We start from the raw sequence: 16,966 nt of genomic DNA, 5'->3' as shown, positions 1-16,966 counted from the left end.
CCATTCAATTAATTATCCTATATAACTTTCTAATTGTTACCAGTTTACTGAAACTGTGGTCACTCAGGCACGACTGGAGGGGTTATAATCAAGGTAGACTAGGACTAACTTAAAAGGGCTTTAAGACCAATTGCGGATTGACCTTAAAGCTAGACGGCAGAACCAACACAGGCATTTTCAAGATATTGTCAAGAAAATACCAACAATTTAGCAAAAAAGGGTTTATTTTTTGCTGAGGAGAGGCGATACTAGAAGAAGTTACTGTGGCGACTGGTCATAAAGGTACCACCAAGACTGCGATTGGTGTAATTGAACCCGGTGCACACCAGCGAGGGGTAACTCCTGGGTGCGACCAGCTGACAAACCGAGGTAAACGGTCGTCGCCGACAGGAAGTCGACGGTTCCGGTATAAGTAACGTCGTTGAATATTAGCGTGGTAATCAAATTATTTTGGTAGGCCCGCTGGAGTAGGCTTTTAATTGAATGACTGACGCGTGGCATCATGAAGCTCACATCCTTAATGACTAAGATTAATTTCATTATAGAACACCTGTTCTGTTTTGAAAAGCTAATTTAAAACATTACTGGATAACTTGATTTCATGGTAAAATGTACGGAGGGTTATCCATTCAGGCACGTAAGCACGAGTGGATGAAAATGACAGCGCCCGGCGCTGGACTAGAAGGAGTAATGGACTGATAATGACAGAATCGACTAATGAGGCTGTAACTGAAGCAGAATTGAAAAAAGAATTTGACGATCTCTACATGCACATTTTCAAATATATTGGTGACTTTGTCTCCATTCCTACGCAAAAATATAACTTAACCTTTGAGGCCTTCATGGTCATGGACAACGTGGCTCGCAGTAAGAACGGCCAGACCCTGGTTGAATTGGCTAAGCTGGAAGGCGTCTCCAAGAGTGCCATCGCGCGCCAGGTCAATGTCTTGTTGAAGGAAAACTACGTGATGCAAAAGGTTGACCCTAACGACCGGCGGGTGAAGTACATTACGCTGACCGCGGCCGGCAGTCGGGTACAACGGAACTTGTCCGAAGCCACTGACGACCGGTTCCACCGGTGGTTGGAATTCTTCGGCGGCAAGGAAGAGGCCGAACGCTTCATCAAGGTGCTCCACCGCGCCAACGAACGGGCCGTGGCCGCTGGTTTCGTTGGGTTCGACAGCTTGCACGACAAGCGTCGCAACTCCAACCGGAGCCGGGGGAGTCACAATCACGCCGAATAAGTGAATCAAGTATGACGGAACGCTAGCTGCTGGCTGGCGTTTTTTTGTGCAGCGGCTAGCGCTGATTTCGGGTATAATGAGTGAAATTACTTGCGGTGTTGAGCCGCCGGAAAAGGGTAGGCGTTCATGAAAAAATGTATGATTGTGGGGGCGATTGTCTTGGCGGCCGTGGGCTTAAGTGCTTGTGGCCGGCAGCAGCGGTCGTCACGGGCCGTGGCGTTTGAGCGGGCCGGTCAAGCCGCTCAGCCGCGGGTGTGGTATTTTGCCCGGAGTCGGACGCGACCGAACGCGCAGACGCCATTACGGGCGATTGTGGTGACGCAACACGGGCGAACGTTAACGTTTCGGGTACCGCGGTCGGTGACGTTGGGAACCGCCGCTAAGTTGTCGCCCCGTCAGGTCAAGGCTAGGGGCGCGGCTTGGGCCAAACAAGACTTTACCCAGCAACGGCGCGCCCTGATCAAGACGACGCGCGCGGAACTGGCCGCGGAACGGCGAAATTTACGGCGCAACCAGGACGCCACCGTGGTGAGCTTCGCGACGATCAAGACCGACCGGCGCGTGATTGCCAATGCGCAGCGCCGACTCAGGCAGCTACAACGGACCAGGTTTAAGCAGCCCAGGTCCCAGCCAATTGTCGTGACGGTAAAGGGCCGCCAGGAAACGCTACACGTGGCGACCATGGGCTTTGTGCAGGCGGCCAGTAGCAGTGACAATCAGGCGGCCGCCTATCGACGAACGACGACGCAGATTGCGCCGGTGCCTTACACGCAAACGTCAGACCAACCGGTACGGATTGGGGCGGCGACCTTTGGCTACTACCAGGGGGCGCACGCCGGAAGTCGGGAGTACGCGTTGACGCGAGTGGGCCGCCGGGGCGCTGTGAAATTTGATTTACAAGCAAATAAATAGTCCGTTCCCCATTACCAGTAATTGGTGGTGTGGGGAGCGGGCTATTTAAGTTTTTTTAAAGAAGCACCCAAAGGGGTGAGCAATCTCACCTGAATTTCGTTAGTACCAGTAGGGCCGCCGTTAAGCGCCCTTGATGGTGGCCTGCAGTTCCTTTTCGTTGTAGAACCACAGGACCACGAACATCACGACGTATAGGGCCAGGGGAATCCAGGCGTAGTTGAGGATGATGGTGTGTTGAGTGGCGACGTTTTGCTGGTGGTTGGCCACGTAGCCGGACAGGTGGAACAACCCAGCGGTGACCAGGCCGCCCAGCCCCAAGCCGACGTTGACGCCGAAGTCATCCGTGGAGGCCAAGATGCCCTCCGCTTGGATGCCCAGCGCCATGCCGTAGCGAATCGTGTCGGCAATCATGATGGAGACCAGACCAATGATCAGGCCACCGCCCACGGCATTGAGCAGGATGCCGGCAAAGATGATGCCCAGCTGGTTGGTCATGACCCCCAGCGTCAAAACGAGTTGACCGCTCCCGGCTGTTAAGATACCGCGTTGCATGGTGGCCTTTTTGCCCCAGATGTCGGCGCCCTTGATGATTAAGACGACGCCAATCAGCGCCGCGAAGGTAAAGCCATTGGCCAGTGGCACCAATTTTTCACTGTGTTGGATGTATTTGAAATAGTAGATTGTGGTCTGGTTCTTGATGGCCGTGGTCAACCAGTACAACAGGATGACCGTGGAAATCACCAGCCACGGCTTATTTTGCCGCAACATCTTGCTGACGGCGGACCAGGATTGGTGAGATTTCTCCGGGTTGGTGAACCGCTCGCGCACGTGAATGAAGGTGTTGAGGATCAGGACCAGTGAAATCAGGCCGAAGAGAGCGATGGTGAGCAGAAAGCCCTGTTGCTGGTTGCCGTGACCGAAGAAGGCGACCAGCGGTAACGTGAAGACCGCCACAATGATTTGCACGGAACTGCCACCAAATTGGCGAATCACGCCCAGCAGGGTCATTTCCGATTCGTTTTGCGTCATGGTCGGCAGAATCGACGTGATGGGCAGGTTGACGGCCGTGTAGAAGAAGCCCAGCCCCAGGTAGGTGACGTAGGCCCAGATGAGCTTGCCGGTGTCGCCAAACGGCGGGGTGACAAAGGTTAAAATGGCAAAAATCACGTACGGCAGCGCGTACCACAGAAAGAATGGCCGGCTCTTGCCCCATTTGGAATGGGTCCGGTCAATCATCAAGCCGATAATCAGGCTTTCCACCACATCGGCGAGGCGCGCCACGATAAATAAAATCGCGGCGGCACTGGCGGACAAGCCGTAGACGTCGGTGTAAAAGAAGAGCAGGTAGGTGGTCATCATTTGAAAGACCAAGTTATCGGCGGCATCACTGAGGCCGTAGCTAATCCGCTCGGGCCACTTGGTTTGCCAAGGTTTGTTCAATGGGTATTCCCCCTTAAGTTCTCATTCTGATGGGTTGGTAAAATAAGTGCGGGTCGCCTGCGCCTGGCAGGGGTTCCGCCTGCTATGGGGACCGGCTCCAGCCAAAGTGCGGTCTTCCGCCTCGCTTGAAAGCCTGGTAAAAATCACCAGTCTCTCAAGTCGTCCCACGGTGTAACCTGGCACAAAACGCCAGCTAACACCGTCGTCACAGCCGGCTCCGCCCCTGCCAGTCTCCGGCTAGGCAACGTAACGCATCTGACTAACGTTATCGGCGAGACTAACCATTGTTCGTAACTAAAAGGTCCAGTTGCTGGTCACCCTCAGAAAAGTGGCCATCGCAAGTTGACAACTGGGCCAAAGTATTGACGTAGGACTGTTGCTGAGGAGCTCAACCGTAGCCGTGAGTGGCGCGCCAAATGCGTTCAGCCGTAGGATTTCCCTTAGCGACGAAGTCGGTTAGGGAAATGGCGTCTTTGAGACGCGGGCTTCGGCTCAAAGCGAGTACCGAGACCGCACTTCAGGCTCGGTGCGTCCGCCCACAGCGTTCCAACGCATTTGGCGCGCCGCGGTAGGCGGACAGTTTTCACAATGGTTAGCAGGCAGAATCCCTGACAGCCGGAGGCGCGGGTTTGTACAACGTCAAACGCTAGTGCCGGCGACTTTCCTGGGTCAGGCGCCGGTAGACTTCGGCGCCGACCAGGTCGTTGGTGACCATCCAGACGATGTGGCCGAGGGCTTCGGAGACGTGTTCTTCCTTAGGCTGGTCGGCTGCGGACGGCACGGTGCCCATGGCTGGCATGATGCCCAGGTGAAAGGCGACCCAGATGGCCAGGCCGAACCAGGTGCCGGCGTCTTTTTTCACGGCCGGAATCTTTTCACCGATGATTTGGTAAAGCACGGCAAAGGTAGTCGAGAAGCCGAAATGAATGACGTAACTGACCCAAGGCAGTTGGTGGCCAGAATAAGTATAAGTGGCGTGGGTGACTTGCTTGGGAATGCCGAATTGTTCCAGCAGGGTCTGCGGTGGGTTGGTGGCGTCGCGGGCCGCCGTGCGGGGTGGCAAGACATTTTCCCAGCCGAGCTTGACTAATCCAGAGACGATACCCGCCGCACCGCCAGCGATAATGGCTGCCGGTAAGTTGAGGGGATGACGTTTAAATAAAGACATAAAAGATTTCCTCCTTCAAATAGTTCTACACGTCAAATTATAGCCTTTTCGGTGGCTTTTTTGGAGAGGTTTGATTGTGACCTTTAGAACAACCGAGCCACGGTCGCCCACAAAAAATTAGAATATGTTAAGGTGAATTGGTAGTGTTTCGCAACGAAAAAACGAGAGGGGTACTGGGATGCAACCAACATTTGAAAAAGGCTTCATCGACATCAAGGATGCCACGCAAAATAACCTGCAGCACGTTAATTTACGCGTGCCCAAATACCAAACCACGGTGTTCGTGGGCCTGTCGGGGTCGGGGAAATCGTCGCTGGTGTTCGACACGATTGCGGCGGCGTCGCGGCGGGAATTGAACGAGACGTTCCCCAGCTTTACGCAACAGTACTTGCCTAAATACGGGCAACCGCACGTCGGCGACATTGAGCATCTGCCGGTCGCCATCGTGATCGAACAACAACGCTTGGGCAAGAATGCCCGCTCGACGTTGGCGACGTACACCGGGATCTACTCGTTGATGCGGCTGTTATTTTCACGGATCGGTAAGCCGTTTATCGGGTACTCCGACACGTTTTCGTTTAACCTGCCACAGGGAATGTGCCCGGACTGTCAGGGCCTCGGCTACGTAGACGACATCGACGAGTCCAAGCTGATCGACCCGGAAAAGTCGTTGAATCAAGGCGCCATCACGTTTGTCAGCTTCGGCCCCGATACGTGGCGGTGGCGGCGGTACGCGACCAGCGGGTTGTTCGACGACAACAAGCCCATCAAGGACTACACGCCGGAAGAATACGAAATGTTGATGCACGCGCCGCAACAAAAGCTGGCCCATCCTGGCGACGGCTTTCCACGCACGGCGTTATATGAAGGCGTCGTGCCGCGGATTCGCCGGTCGGTGATTGGCAAGAAGGAAGCCGAACACCACCGCGAGGCCATTGCGGAGATCGTGACCCGCAAGCCGTGTCCCACCTGTCACGGCACGCGGTTGCGGGCGGCGGTCTTAACCAACCACATCAACGGCAAGAACATCGCCGACGTGACGGCCATGGACCTGAACCACGTGTTGGCGTTTTTGCGCGGCATCACTGAACCGCTGGCCACCGACGTCGTGCGGGAACTGACCACCAAGATCCAGTCGCTGGTCGACATTGGCCTGGGGTATTTGACGCTCGACCGCGGGACCAGTTCGCTGTCCGGCGGGGAAGCCCAACGCATCAAGATTGCCAAATACCTGACCAGCGCGTTGGTCGACATGGTCTACATTTTAGACGAACCTAGCGTTGGCCTACATCCCCACGACATCCAGCTGGTCAAGCAGGCGTTGACCCAGTTGAAGGATAAGGGCAACACGATTTTGGTGGTCGAGCACAATCCGGCGATGATCGATTTCGCCGATTACGTGGTCGAAATGGGTCCACTGGCCGGTCAAGGCGGCGGGACTGTGACGTTTACTGGGACCTATCCCGAGCTGTTGGCGTCGGATTCGTTGACGGGAAAATGGTTGCGGCAACCGCACCACTGGGGCGCTGAACGGCAGCCGACCGGGACTTTGCCGCTGCGCCACGTTACCCAAAACAATTTGAAGGACGTCGACGTGGACGTGCCCCTGGGCGTTATGACGGTCATCTCCGGGGTCGCCGGTTCCGGGAAGTCCTCGCTGGTCACCGCGCTCAAGGGTCAGCTCAAAGACGACTACATCGATTTGGCCCAGGCGCCCGTTGGCATCAACATTCGCTCGACGCCGGCCACGTATTTGGGCATCTTGGACGAGATTCGCAAATTGTTCAGTAACGCCAACAATCGGGTGGGCACCAGCCTGTTCAGCTACAACGGCAAGGGCGCCTGCCCGCGGTGCAAGGGGAAGGGCGTCACCATCACCAACATGGCGTTCATGGACCCGGTCGTGCAGACCTGCGAGCTGTGTCACGGTAAACGCTACAGTGATGAGGCCCTGCAGTACACGTATCAGGGCAAAAATATCGCTGAGGTGCTCCAACTGTCGGTCAAGGTGGCCAAGGACTTCTTCGCCGCTACGCCCAAATTAGCCAGTCAACTGGGCAACTTGGACCGCGTTGGCCTGGGCTATTTGACACTGGCCCAACCCCTGACGACACTGTCGGGTGGCGAACTCCAGCGGTTGAAATTGGCCGTGGAACTGGGCAAACAAGGGACCGTTTACCTGTTGGACGAACCCACGGCCGGCCTGCATTTGCAGGACACGGACCGCTTGTTGAAGCTGTTTAACGCTTTGGTGGCCGCCGGCAATTCCCTGATCATCATCGAACACAACCTGGCTGTCATCGGCCAGGCGGACTGGCTGATCGACGTCGGTCCCGACGCCGGCCGCTACGGTGGCCAGATTCAGTACAGCGGCACGCCCCGCGAAGCCGTCAAGGTGGACCAGTCCCGGACCGGCGTGGCGTTGCGGGCTTGGATCGCGGAGAACTAGCGTCGGCCGGCGTCTGTTGAATCTGGCTGCCTCCAGCTCGCCAAGTCTGGGTGGGACCGCGCTGATTGCCGCAAAGACGGTGTTCTAACATCTGAAGTTGGTGAAACCAGGCGCCTGAGTCGGGCAACGGCAAGGGCCTGGACCAACGATATTTGAAAACATACGTTCCCATCTCACCTAAAATATGCTAAACTAAAAGAACGCAATTTTACAGAGAGGACGGAGAACATGGCAACCACGATTTTAACGCCGGCGGAGAACCGGTTCCTACAATTGAGTCAGCAGGCCCTGGACCTACCGGCGTTGACGCGCTTGATGCCGCTGTTGCGTGAACACCCGACCATCAAGGACAGCAGTGACTTCTTGCCCCGTTCGGCCCGGGCGGCGTTGCTGGAACAGCGGGTGGATTGGTTGAAGCTGAGCAGTACGGCGTGGAAATTGCTGGCGGATTCCCCCTACGTGATCAATCCCAGCAATCAGCGCCTGGACTGGCGTCACTGTGCCCTGTGCCACAAGCCGGTGCGCTACGAATACCACGTGGTGTTGCGCGCCAACGGCCACAAGATTATCGTGGGCTCGGAATGCGTGAAGAAGTTCATGAGTGACGAAATGCAATACCTGATGACCATCACCACCGAGGACAATATCCATGCGGTCGCTCAGTACGATGACCTGACCGCCCATTATCCGCAGGTCCCCGAAATTTTGTGGGACCCGGCGGCCTTGCCCCATTTGCCAGCCACGCATCACCGGCGACAGCGTTGGGTCCACAACGGAACGGCCCAGACAGTGACTGGGTATTTGCAACATCGCCGGACGACCTTGCCGGAAACGCAACTCCAGCCATACCTCAGTGAATACGATACCTTGACCACCCTGGACCACGAGGCCGCGGCTGTGGCCAAACAAGCTGCCCAGCGCCGCGCTGACCGGGAACGTCAACTGGCTGAAGAAGAGGCTCAGGCCGCCTGGGACCACGCCCAGCACCAGGAAAGCGCGGCGGTCCAGGCCTTACGCACCTCCGCACCGTACCAAACGACTTTGCAGCGGGTGGCTGAATTGATCGTGCAACACCTGCCCTTAGCTGAGTTCAAGGTCCAGTTGGCGCAGGTCCCCCTGCCGCCACAGCTTAAAAAGCTGGTCAATTCCTATCAGCTGGGTGTGATGGCCACGGAATTTGACCGGCAACACCAGATTACCGCCACCCGCCTACAAATCGTACCGCGGTACCTGGTGGCCGATGTCGACCGCTTGAGTCGGCAGTTGGCACATCAACGCCAGCGCGATTGGGATGATGACTTGTTCAATGCCGCGGTGGGGTTTGACTGGACCCGCGACCAGCGTCAGGCGCGTCTCGACCAGTTGCGTCAGCCGTGGGAGGGCCGCCAAGTTCCCGCCGCAGTCTTTAAGGATTGCCTGACGATCCGTGAGCGCTTGTCTGCGGGGCAACCGGTACCCGCGACTTGGCCGGCAGCCTTGCGACGGGCCTTCGCCCAACGCCTGGCCGTTCAGCCCCAAACGGGGTGGGTGCCCGCCAAGAAGAATCACGTGACCACCGCTCAGCTGCGGCAGTTGGCCCACAGCCACCCCGACTTCCCGGCGGTGGCCACGGCCTATCACCGGCTGTACGCCTTACCTGCCGCGACGGAAGCGGCCACGCTGTCGGCTCTGCAACAGTATTATTTATTGCTAGCGGATAAGCGGGCCGAGCGGCAAAATGTGACACATGCGTTGGTTCAGAAATTGTTAGAGGATTAGTGAAAAGCCAGTGACGGCGAGGGATTCCGGGTCACTGGCTTTTTTATTGTTCTAAAATTTGCACCATACGGTCGAGTTTATTCGTTATTTTTTAAATAAAACAGTCCCTAATAGTTTAGGGGTTGTTTTTAGTTACCATATACAGTGTTAATGGTTGCCCGCCACTTGCTAGGACGAAAGATACTGCCACGATAGGCATTATCGTGATAATAACGAATATTGTCGTTTGTTAGACAAAATAAAAAATATGTTGTCCAATTATTTGATTGAGAGTTAATTCACATTAATTTAAAACCGCTATCAATGCCGGAATTCCGGCGTTAAAGGGGTTTTAAATTTTATTTAAAAAAGTTAATGATTATTTCCAGAAAAAGGTTTACATGTTCATAATTTGGACTTATAATGTTGGTGTTACATAGTTAAGCAAACGTTACATGTTTGCCGCCGCTGATCCTATATGTGGAGTCGTTACTTGGGAACGGCTGGAATTTGGATGAGTGACAACGACTATCGTATGGTGCTTAAGGGTTTGTCAGTTTTGGAATAACCAATACAGAGGGGTGCATTCTTTATGAAGAAATCTATTAGTAGTATTTTGTTAGCCAGTGCGTTGTTACTCGGTTCCATCGCGCCAGTGGCGGCCAATGCGGCAACTAACACGGGGAGCATGACTGGGAAGACTACCGGATCCATTAGTTTTAACAAGCCAGCCGCAACGACTGATCCAGTCGATCCAGATAATCCTGGTACGACGGATCCTGGTGACAAAGGTGGGGTCGATGTTGATCCAGATAATCCAGCAGGGGACTTGGCTTTGCTGTACGTTTCTAATGGCATTAACTTCGGGACGCATGATGTTTCGACCCAAACGACTGAAGCAACGGCCGAAAGTATCGACAACAAGCGGTCTACTGGAACTGGGACAGCCATTGCAAACAATAAGAACTTACTGACTGAAGTCACCGATACCCGGGGTACCAACGCTGGCTGGTCCATTAGCCTTAGTGCTGACCCGATGACGGTTGATGGTAAGACTGACAGTACCTCAAATGGCGATAACACGTTGAAGGGTGCCCTGTTGAACCTCAACAGTAAGAAGGCCGCAACAATCAAGAGTAGTTCTGATACAGAAAGCGGCATCACGCAAAGTGCCGTTTCCGGGATGACGACGGATGGTACTTCCACACAACCCATTTACGGGGCAAAGGAAAACAGTGGGATGTTGACCACGACTTTCCAAATGGATCCAGGCGACATTCAATTAAGCTCGATTCCAGCCAACGTTAAAGGTGGCGTCACTTATTCTGGGAACATTAACTGGACGTTGAGTGATACGCCAGCTGAATAATTGCATTACGCGGTAAATGGGTGTTCATTTGGTGAAGGATGAGCACCTTTTTACCTTACATAAGTCGGTAACATGAACGACAAATTAAAACTAACTAGGGTAGTCAGGGGTGTAAGGATGCAAGGTATTAAACGGATTCAGTTTATCGTTTTAGCAGTTTTTAGCTTGATTTTAGGTGGCTGGGGACTCACCGCAGTCGCACAGGCCGCTGGGGAAAACGAAGTTGGGTATAGCGTGAAAGCCGCGATCCCCAAAAATCAGATCAACAAGAAGAACTCTTTCTTCGATTTGAAAATGAAGTCGGGGCAGACGGAGAATTTGCAGGTCCGAATCTACAACGTGACCAACCAAAGCATCAAGGTCCAAACGGCCATTCATACGGCGTGGACCAGTAGTGCCGGTGCGATCGAATACGTTAAGCCGGCCAAGTCATTTGATTCGTCGCTCAAGTACAAGATGAGTGACATCAGTAAGCTTCAAGGAAAATCGACAGTGACGATTCCAGCGGGCAAGTCCCGCGTGGTGACGGCTAAGGTCAAGATGCCGACGACCGCGTTTAACGGGGTCATTCTAGGTGGCTGGTACTTTAAACGAGTCGATCACCAGGTCACGGGGAACGTCAAGGGGGCTAGCAACCTCCGGAATAGCTATTCTTACGTGGTGGGAATGAAGTACACCATGGGCAGTCAGACGCCGTTTCCTGATTTGAAATTAGGCAAGGTCGCCGCTGGCTTAGGTGATTATCACCGCGGAGTCTTCGCTGACTTGCGGAATCCTAAAGCGGTCATCATTCCCGACCTTAAAATGAAGACGACCATCACGAATCGCAATGGCAATAAGCTGGTCAAGCAAGCCACGAAGGACAATGTCCAAATGGCCCCGAACACCACGTTCCGGTACCCCATTTACTTTGGCAAAGAAGAATTAAAAGCCGGCAACTACCACCTCCACATGGTAGTGAAGAACACGGATCGGACCTGGGTATTTGACCGTAACTTCACGATTACGGCTAAGCAGGCCGCGCAATTCAACCGCGGTTCGGTCGAGAATTCTGGGATTAATCTGTGGCTGGTACTGGCGCTAGGGGCGCTGGGGATGTTAGTGCTCATTCTCTTGATTCTCTTAATCATCTACTTGATCCGGCGCAATAAGAAAAAACAAGATGAGCAGGAGCAGGCTGAATCTTAGACCATCTACCTGAAAGGGGGAGCGTTGGTCATGAAAAATTTTATCATGAAACTGATGTTGGTGCTCACGCTGGCTTGCGTGCTAAGCCTGGGAACTTCAGCGCTCGCCGATAATGTGGTCAGTCGCGGGGAAACGCAAGTGGGAATTACCTTTACTGGTAGCTCCGTGACCGGGACGGCTGATGACGAGATTCCGACCGGCAAGACACCGATGAAAATACCATCCGCGGCGGATACCGCCGAACGTCATGGGCGTAGTGGGGGAACTCAGCGAACCCAAAATGGCCGAGCGGGCGCGACCGCAACGGCGCCTAACACCTCAGTAGCCCAACCACGAAAGCACGGCTTGCGGGCGGCCGAGGCTGCTGCCGCGGACATGCTTGCCGGGCGGCTACCCCAAACCAACGAAGTGCAGTCCTTACTGGCGGATATGGTCGGTATTTTGTTGTTGCTCGTCGTGATTCTGGCGGCAATCGTTTACTGGCAAGCCCGCCTATTACGAGAGAGGGAGTGAGTCAAGATGAAGCTAGGTAAATGGATAATTCAGCTTGGCTTGTTCCTGGCTGTCGTTTTTGGTCTGGGAACCCTGGTACTACCGGCACGCGCGGCGACATTGCCGGCGGGAGCTCGTGCGGTGAATACGCAGAGTGCGTTCTATAAGCCGCATGTGACCCCTGTAGGGGATTCGGATCCTATTGACTGGTCGCTTGTTACAGACTACCCAAAATTAGCAGCGCCAATTGCGGCCAATAATCTGTCACCAAACGGTCGGGTCACAAATAAGACGACTAAAATCTATATTTCAATATCAGGTAGGTTTTTGGCACAAAGTGGGTCTAATATTACGAGTGTCAAGCCGTTCGTTCGGAATGGTACGAAAGTCCTTGGTTTAGGAACGAGCACAGTACTTTTTCCCACAACGGTCAGCACAGCATTAGATAGCTACTATGAGATTGATGTTGATTTGTCACGGATTCAGGACCTCATGCCGTTAAACATCGGCTTCGCTGTGACTTATCAAAATTCGTCAAAGACTGATTATCTAAAGTTTGCTGAACTCCTTGAGGATGCTGAACTTGAAAAGGAGTGGGGTGGGGATTCTCAGACGATTGACCCCAAAATGTATATTGACTCTACCATCAAAACCGACGATCCAACTACGGGGAACGTCCGGAAAATTAAAGGATCTGATAAAAAGATTACAGGGGTGGGCTATCCTGGGTTAGATATTGAACTGCCGATAACTGATACAAACGGCAAAGAAGTTGTGTTCAATAGTACAGTTGGTTCGGATGGTAAATTTGAATTTGACTTGCCCGACTATGTTGGTAAATTGACGAGTAAGACAGTTGGTGTACGGGAATATAATGATACCGGGGACGCTGTTGGCGCCGTTGCAGATGTCATTCCGGTTCTGGATATTACCACGAATAAACAGGCACTAAGCATCGACCCAGATACTTTAGAAGACAACATTGCCGGCAAGAGCGACAGCGACATTCTAAAATGGATTGCCCAACAGGCAGGCATTACGGTGTCGTATTTGGGCGACCAGTATAACTTGAGCGATGTGACCTTGAAATCTGATCAAACTGATTTAGCGACCCAGATTGCTGATCTGGCAAATGGTAGCAGTCTGACCGTTAAGATTGGGGCGACGAATTCAGCGAATATCTCGACCGTTGATACGGCGGATATCACGTTGACGCGGACTGACGGAGCGCTGAGTTTTACGTCTATCAGCCCAACGCTTGAATTTGGCTCAGTCGCGGTGCCTAGTCAGGAGATGCTATTTGCACCGACGACTCAACCGGATATCTCAATCAGCGATACTCAAGCGAGTGGGACGCCGTGGTACGTGATGGCCCAGGCGACTGACTTGACCTCAACTGATGGTCGGAAGTTGGCAGGACACATGGTCTACGTCGATGCCGACGGGGACAAGGAGTCCATGGCCAATGCGGTTCAAGTTGCTACCGGCGTACGAGACCGGAAGACGACTTACCCGCAAAACACGGCCAGCAAATGGTCCACGAAAAATCAAGGCCTCACCGATCCCGCGACGGGCCTCTACATTGATGCACTACCAACGGTATACGCGGGCGGCGATACGATGCAATACCAGGGAACGGTTTCCTGGCAGTTAACCAATGCCCCAGGTTCTGTGGGCAGTGATATTAGCAATTAAAAGCCCTAGGCGTATGATGCTAAAAATGGCGGATCCGCTCATCACTTTAAGATGAGTGGGTCCGTCACTTTTGATGAGGTTGTCCAGTCAGTAAGAAGCGGCCACGCTATCGGCCCTGCAGCAGTACGTGAGATGAGCGTGAGCAGCGGCGAGAGGCGACCCGTGACTTGTTACAGCAACTGTTAAACGACTAGTGACCATCCTGGCTCAGTCAGTGCGGGCATCAACGACACAGCCGCCTAAACAATAAAATAGCTTTGGCAAGTTGGCGTACTAACTCACGGGTAATCGTGGTGTGGGGACGCCTTTTTGTTGACTGGGAACCAAAAGTCGGATTTGACGCATAAACCGGTTTAATAAAGCAATGTACCATCCAACCTTTTACAAGATTAGCATTGTGAAAACGGTTGCCAACAGAACCCGGTTAACGCCTACGGGGATAGACGATTGAGGGCCTATCGCATTTTGAAAATCCGGCTTAAATCGCATGAGTACGGGGGTTATATAAAAAGATACGGGTGTAAATAACATCAACCTATACGTCTATAGGTTGATACAATAGCCTTACAAACGTTTTCATGATTAATACGCCAATTTTACGTTTTGTCCCATGATAATATTTACAACCCCAGTCATCGGCCCTATAATAACGTTGTTACATACTTAAAGAAGCGTAACAACCATTAATGGACGTTGCAATTCTTGAGGTAATCTAAATAATTGAGGTGCTTGGTCTTGGGAACCAGGTAGTTTAGATTACAGGGTATTGTTTGTCACTAAGTGTTGGGACTTATCAAGCAAAGGAGTGCGTTACATCATGATGAAGAAGACAGTAAGCAGTATTTTATTAGCAAGTGCATTATTGTTGGGGACTGTTGCACCCGTTGCGGCTAACGCGGCTGAAACCGATCCGGTTTCCACCGGGAAAACAGACACACACGTTACCATGACGGCACCGGCTAACCAAGAAAAACCAGTTGATCCAACCAATCCAAGTCAGACCACTGATACGGATGGGACTCAGACTACGGATCCTGGCAATGAGGACAACAACGGCGCAACGGTATCTGGTCCACTGACTTTCTTGTACGTCACGAAGGACATGACCTTCGAGTCCGCCCAATCAGTTATCAGTGGAACGCAATCGATGGATGTTGATTCAATTCAAAAGAGTACTTTCATGAAGAACGGCACCCCTAATGAGAACTTCGTTACTGAAATCGGTGATTCCCGTGGGACGAACGAAGGCTGGTCAGTCAACGTTTCTAGCTCTCAAATGAAGACAGACGCTGGCGATGTCTTGGCTGGTGCCACGGTCGACTTTGACGGTGCGGGGAGCAATACCCAAATTACCAATTCCGCGACGGCAGACGGAATCAGTGCCAACAGCGTTAGCTTGGGTACGGACCAGACAGCGAATGATCCAGCAACCATCTACAGTGCCGCTAAGGGTGCCGGTGCTGGTGCGACGGCCTTTCAATTAGGGACGGACAATATCCACCTGAGTAACGTTAAGGCTAACGCGACCGCGGGGACTTACAATGGGAGTTTAACCTGGACGCTGAGCAACACGCCAGCAAGTTCTGATGCAATTAATAACTAATTTTCAATTTGCGAGTGAAGGTGTCCATTAGGCTGAAAATGAACACCTTTTTCGCCTACATAGCGGGTGCCATGAAATGGGCATCTCAGTAAAATTCTAACTAGGGTAGGATGTGTAAGCATGTCTGGATTGAAGAAGCTTCAACTTATAGTACTGATGATTGTTGGGGGGATTATCGGGTTACTGGCGCCGGTCGCGTCACAAGCGGCGGTGAACAATGATATTGGGTTTAACGTGGCGCCCAAGATTCCCAAGAATCAAATCGATAAGAACAAGACGTTTTTCGACTTGGCAATGAAGTCTGGTCAGACCGAAACGTTGCGGACGCGAATCTACAATCTCACGGCACAAGACATTCGGGTCAAGTCGGTGGTCAATACGGCCTGGACGGGTTCGTCGGGGGCCATCAATTACGTCAACGCGGCGAAAAAATATGACCCGTCATTGCGCTACAAGATGAGTGAGCTGAGTCAGGTTCAAGGCCCCCAAGTCGTAACGGTTCCAGCCAAGGGGTCGAAATTAGTAACGGTCAAGGTCAAGATTCCGCAGACGAATTTCAACGGCAATATTTTAGGTGGTTGGTATTTCGAACGGGTCGATCATAAGGTCACCGGCAATGTGAAGGGTGCCGGTAATATTACGAATAAATATGCCTACGTGGTTGGGATGTCCTACACGATGGGTCAGTTACCCAACCCTGATTTGAAATTAGGCAAGGTTGCCGCTGGACTGAGCAATTACCATCACGGCGTCATCGCCAATCTGCGGAATCCCACGGCTATCATCGTGCCCAATCTGAAGATGAACACGACTATTTCCAACCGAGATGGCGGTAAGACGGTGCTTCACGTGAAGAAAGACAACGTCCAAATGGCGCCTAATACCGTTTTCAGTTATCCACTGTTGTACGGCAAAACCAAGTTAGTCGCCGGTCATTACCGTTTACACATGGTGGTAAAAAACACGGATCGCACCTGGGTCTTTGACCGAAACTTCACGGTGACCAAGGCACAAGCCAACAAATACAATGCGGATTCCGTCGATAATTCCGGCATCAGCATTTGGCTGTTGATTGGCTTAGGGGCCCTGGGTATGCTGATTTTGATGTTACTGATTTTGTTGATTATTTACTTGATTCGGCGGCGTCGACGGGATGCTGCGGAAGCGGAAGATTAAGTCATGTCACGCGAAAGGGGGCGCTGACGGTGAAAAGAATACTTTGGGGGTTAGTCATAGCGTTTACGTTAGCGGTCGGCTTGGGGACCGGAACGTCAGCGCTGGCAACGACGGTTGGCGGAACCGGCGGCACGACGCAGACCAGTGTCACGATCAAGGCCAATCCCAATGCGACCAGGTCACAAGCACCGACTAGCGAGGCCGGTGATGAGGGCGATGCGGAAGCTACGGCAATCCCTAATGGCCAAAAGCCAACTGCGAAGAACCAAGGGCCGGCCGATCAGCTTGCCGGGGCCAAGAAAAAATCAGCTCCTGGCGCCGTGGTCACCATGGTCAAGGCCGGTTCGGCGGATTTGATTGCCGGACGGCTGCCACAGACTAGCGAGTCGCGAGTCTTCTTGATGAGTGTCTTTGGCCTGTTGCTCTTAACCGTCTTGATGTTATCGTTGATTGTCTATCACCAGGCACGGCTACTAAAGGAGAGGGAGTGAGC

Annotated in this window: 14 protein-coding genes; 11 read left to right on the top strand and 3 right to left on the bottom strand. The window is 52.9% G+C overall.

The annotated features are described in order from the left end of the window. Positions 1-258: 258 nt before the first annotated feature. Complete coding sequence (locus tag LKH74_RS05880; protein WP_225428731.1) at positions 259-540, bottom strand: hypothetical protein; 282 nt, start codon at positions 538-540, stop codon at positions 259-261. Positions 541-701: 161 nt separating this feature from the next. Between LKH74_RS05880 and LKH74_RS05875 the strand changes: the two genes are divergently transcribed. After that, positions 702-1,244 (top strand): MarR family winged helix-turn-helix transcriptional regulator, encoded by a 543-nt coding sequence (locus LKH74_RS05875; RefSeq protein ID WP_135368802.1) that lies wholly within the window; start codon positions 702-704, stop codon positions 1,242-1,244. 126 nt (positions 1,245-1,370) lie between these two features. Continuing rightward, entirely contained in the window at positions 1,371-2,156 is a 786-nt protein-coding gene (locus LKH74_RS05870) for a hypothetical protein (RefSeq protein WP_287788616.1), read from the top strand. 120 nt (positions 2,157-2,276) lie between these two features. Here the strand turns inward: LKH74_RS05870 and LKH74_RS05865 are convergent, their stop codons facing one another. Both LKH74_RS05865 and LKH74_RS05860 read right to left on the bottom strand, forming a co-directional pair. Continuing rightward, a complete protein-coding gene (locus LKH74_RS05865) occupies positions 2,277-3,596 on the bottom strand; it encodes an MFS transporter (protein ID WP_287788614.1) in 1,320 nt (439 codons plus the stop codon). A 646-nt stretch (positions 3,597-4,242) separates the two neighbouring features. Further along, positions 4,243-4,764, bottom strand: a complete 522-nt coding sequence (locus tag LKH74_RS05860) for a DUF1440 domain-containing protein (RefSeq protein WP_287788613.1) — start codon at positions 4,762-4,764, stop codon at positions 4,243-4,245. 178 nt (positions 4,765-4,942) lie between these two features. Between LKH74_RS05860 and LKH74_RS05855 the strand changes: the two genes are divergently transcribed. The 9 genes from LKH74_RS05855 to LKH74_RS05815 all read left to right on the top strand — a co-directional run bounded on the left by LKH74_RS05855 (position 4,943) and on the right by LKH74_RS05815 (position 16,964). Then, positions 4,943-7,213 (top strand): excinuclease ABC subunit UvrA, encoded by a 2,271-nt coding sequence (locus tag LKH74_RS05855; RefSeq protein ID WP_287788612.1) that lies wholly within the window; start codon positions 4,943-4,945, stop codon positions 7,211-7,213. A gap of 228 nt (positions 7,214-7,441) precedes the next feature. After that, positions 7,442-8,971 (top strand): hypothetical protein, encoded by a 1,530-nt coding sequence (locus LKH74_RS05850; RefSeq protein ID WP_287788611.1) that lies wholly within the window; start codon positions 7,442-7,444, stop codon positions 8,969-8,971. 571 nt (positions 8,972-9,542) lie between these two features. Next, entirely contained in the window at positions 9,543-10,319 is a 777-nt protein-coding gene (locus LKH74_RS05845; protein WP_287788610.1) for a WxL domain-containing protein, read from the top strand. Positions 10,320-10,436: 117 nt separating this feature from the next. Continuing rightward, entirely contained in the window at positions 10,437-11,507 is a 1,071-nt protein-coding gene (locus LKH74_RS05840) for a DUF916 and DUF3324 domain-containing protein (protein ID WP_287788608.1), read from the top strand. A gap of 30 nt (positions 11,508-11,537) precedes the next feature. After that, positions 11,538-12,020, top strand: a complete 483-nt coding sequence (locus tag LKH74_RS05835) for a hypothetical protein (RefSeq protein ID WP_287788606.1) — start codon at positions 11,538-11,540, stop codon at positions 12,018-12,020. A 6-nt stretch (positions 12,021-12,026) separates the two neighbouring features. Then, positions 12,027-13,694 carry a hypothetical protein gene (locus LKH74_RS05830; protein WP_287788605.1) on the top strand — a complete coding sequence of 556 codons (1,668 nt, stop codon included), beginning with the start codon at positions 12,027-12,029 and terminating at the stop codon, positions 13,692-13,694. Positions 13,695-14,511: 817 nt separating this feature from the next. Then, on the top strand, positions 14,512-15,297 hold the full coding sequence (locus tag LKH74_RS05825; protein ID WP_287788604.1) for a WxL domain-containing protein: 786 nt from the start codon (positions 14,512-14,514) through the stop codon (positions 15,295-15,297). 120 nt (positions 15,298-15,417) lie between these two features. Next, positions 15,418-16,473, top strand: a complete 1,056-nt coding sequence (locus LKH74_RS05820) for a DUF916 and DUF3324 domain-containing protein (RefSeq protein WP_287788603.1) — start codon at positions 15,418-15,420, stop codon at positions 16,471-16,473. A 29-nt stretch (positions 16,474-16,502) separates the two neighbouring features. Continuing rightward, entirely contained in the window at positions 16,503-16,964 is a 462-nt protein-coding gene (locus LKH74_RS05815) for a hypothetical protein (RefSeq protein WP_287788602.1), read from the top strand. Positions 16,965-16,966: the final 2 nt, after the last annotated feature.

The organism is Levilactobacillus sp., from assembly GCF_022646225.1.
In the GTDB taxonomy this organism is placed as follows: Bacteria; Bacillota; Bacilli; order Lactobacillales; family Lactobacillaceae; genus Levilactobacillus; species Levilactobacillus suantsaiihabitans.
The sequence above is the reverse complement of the archived record's forward strand: the minus strand, read 5'-3'. Positions and strand labels throughout refer to the sequence as shown.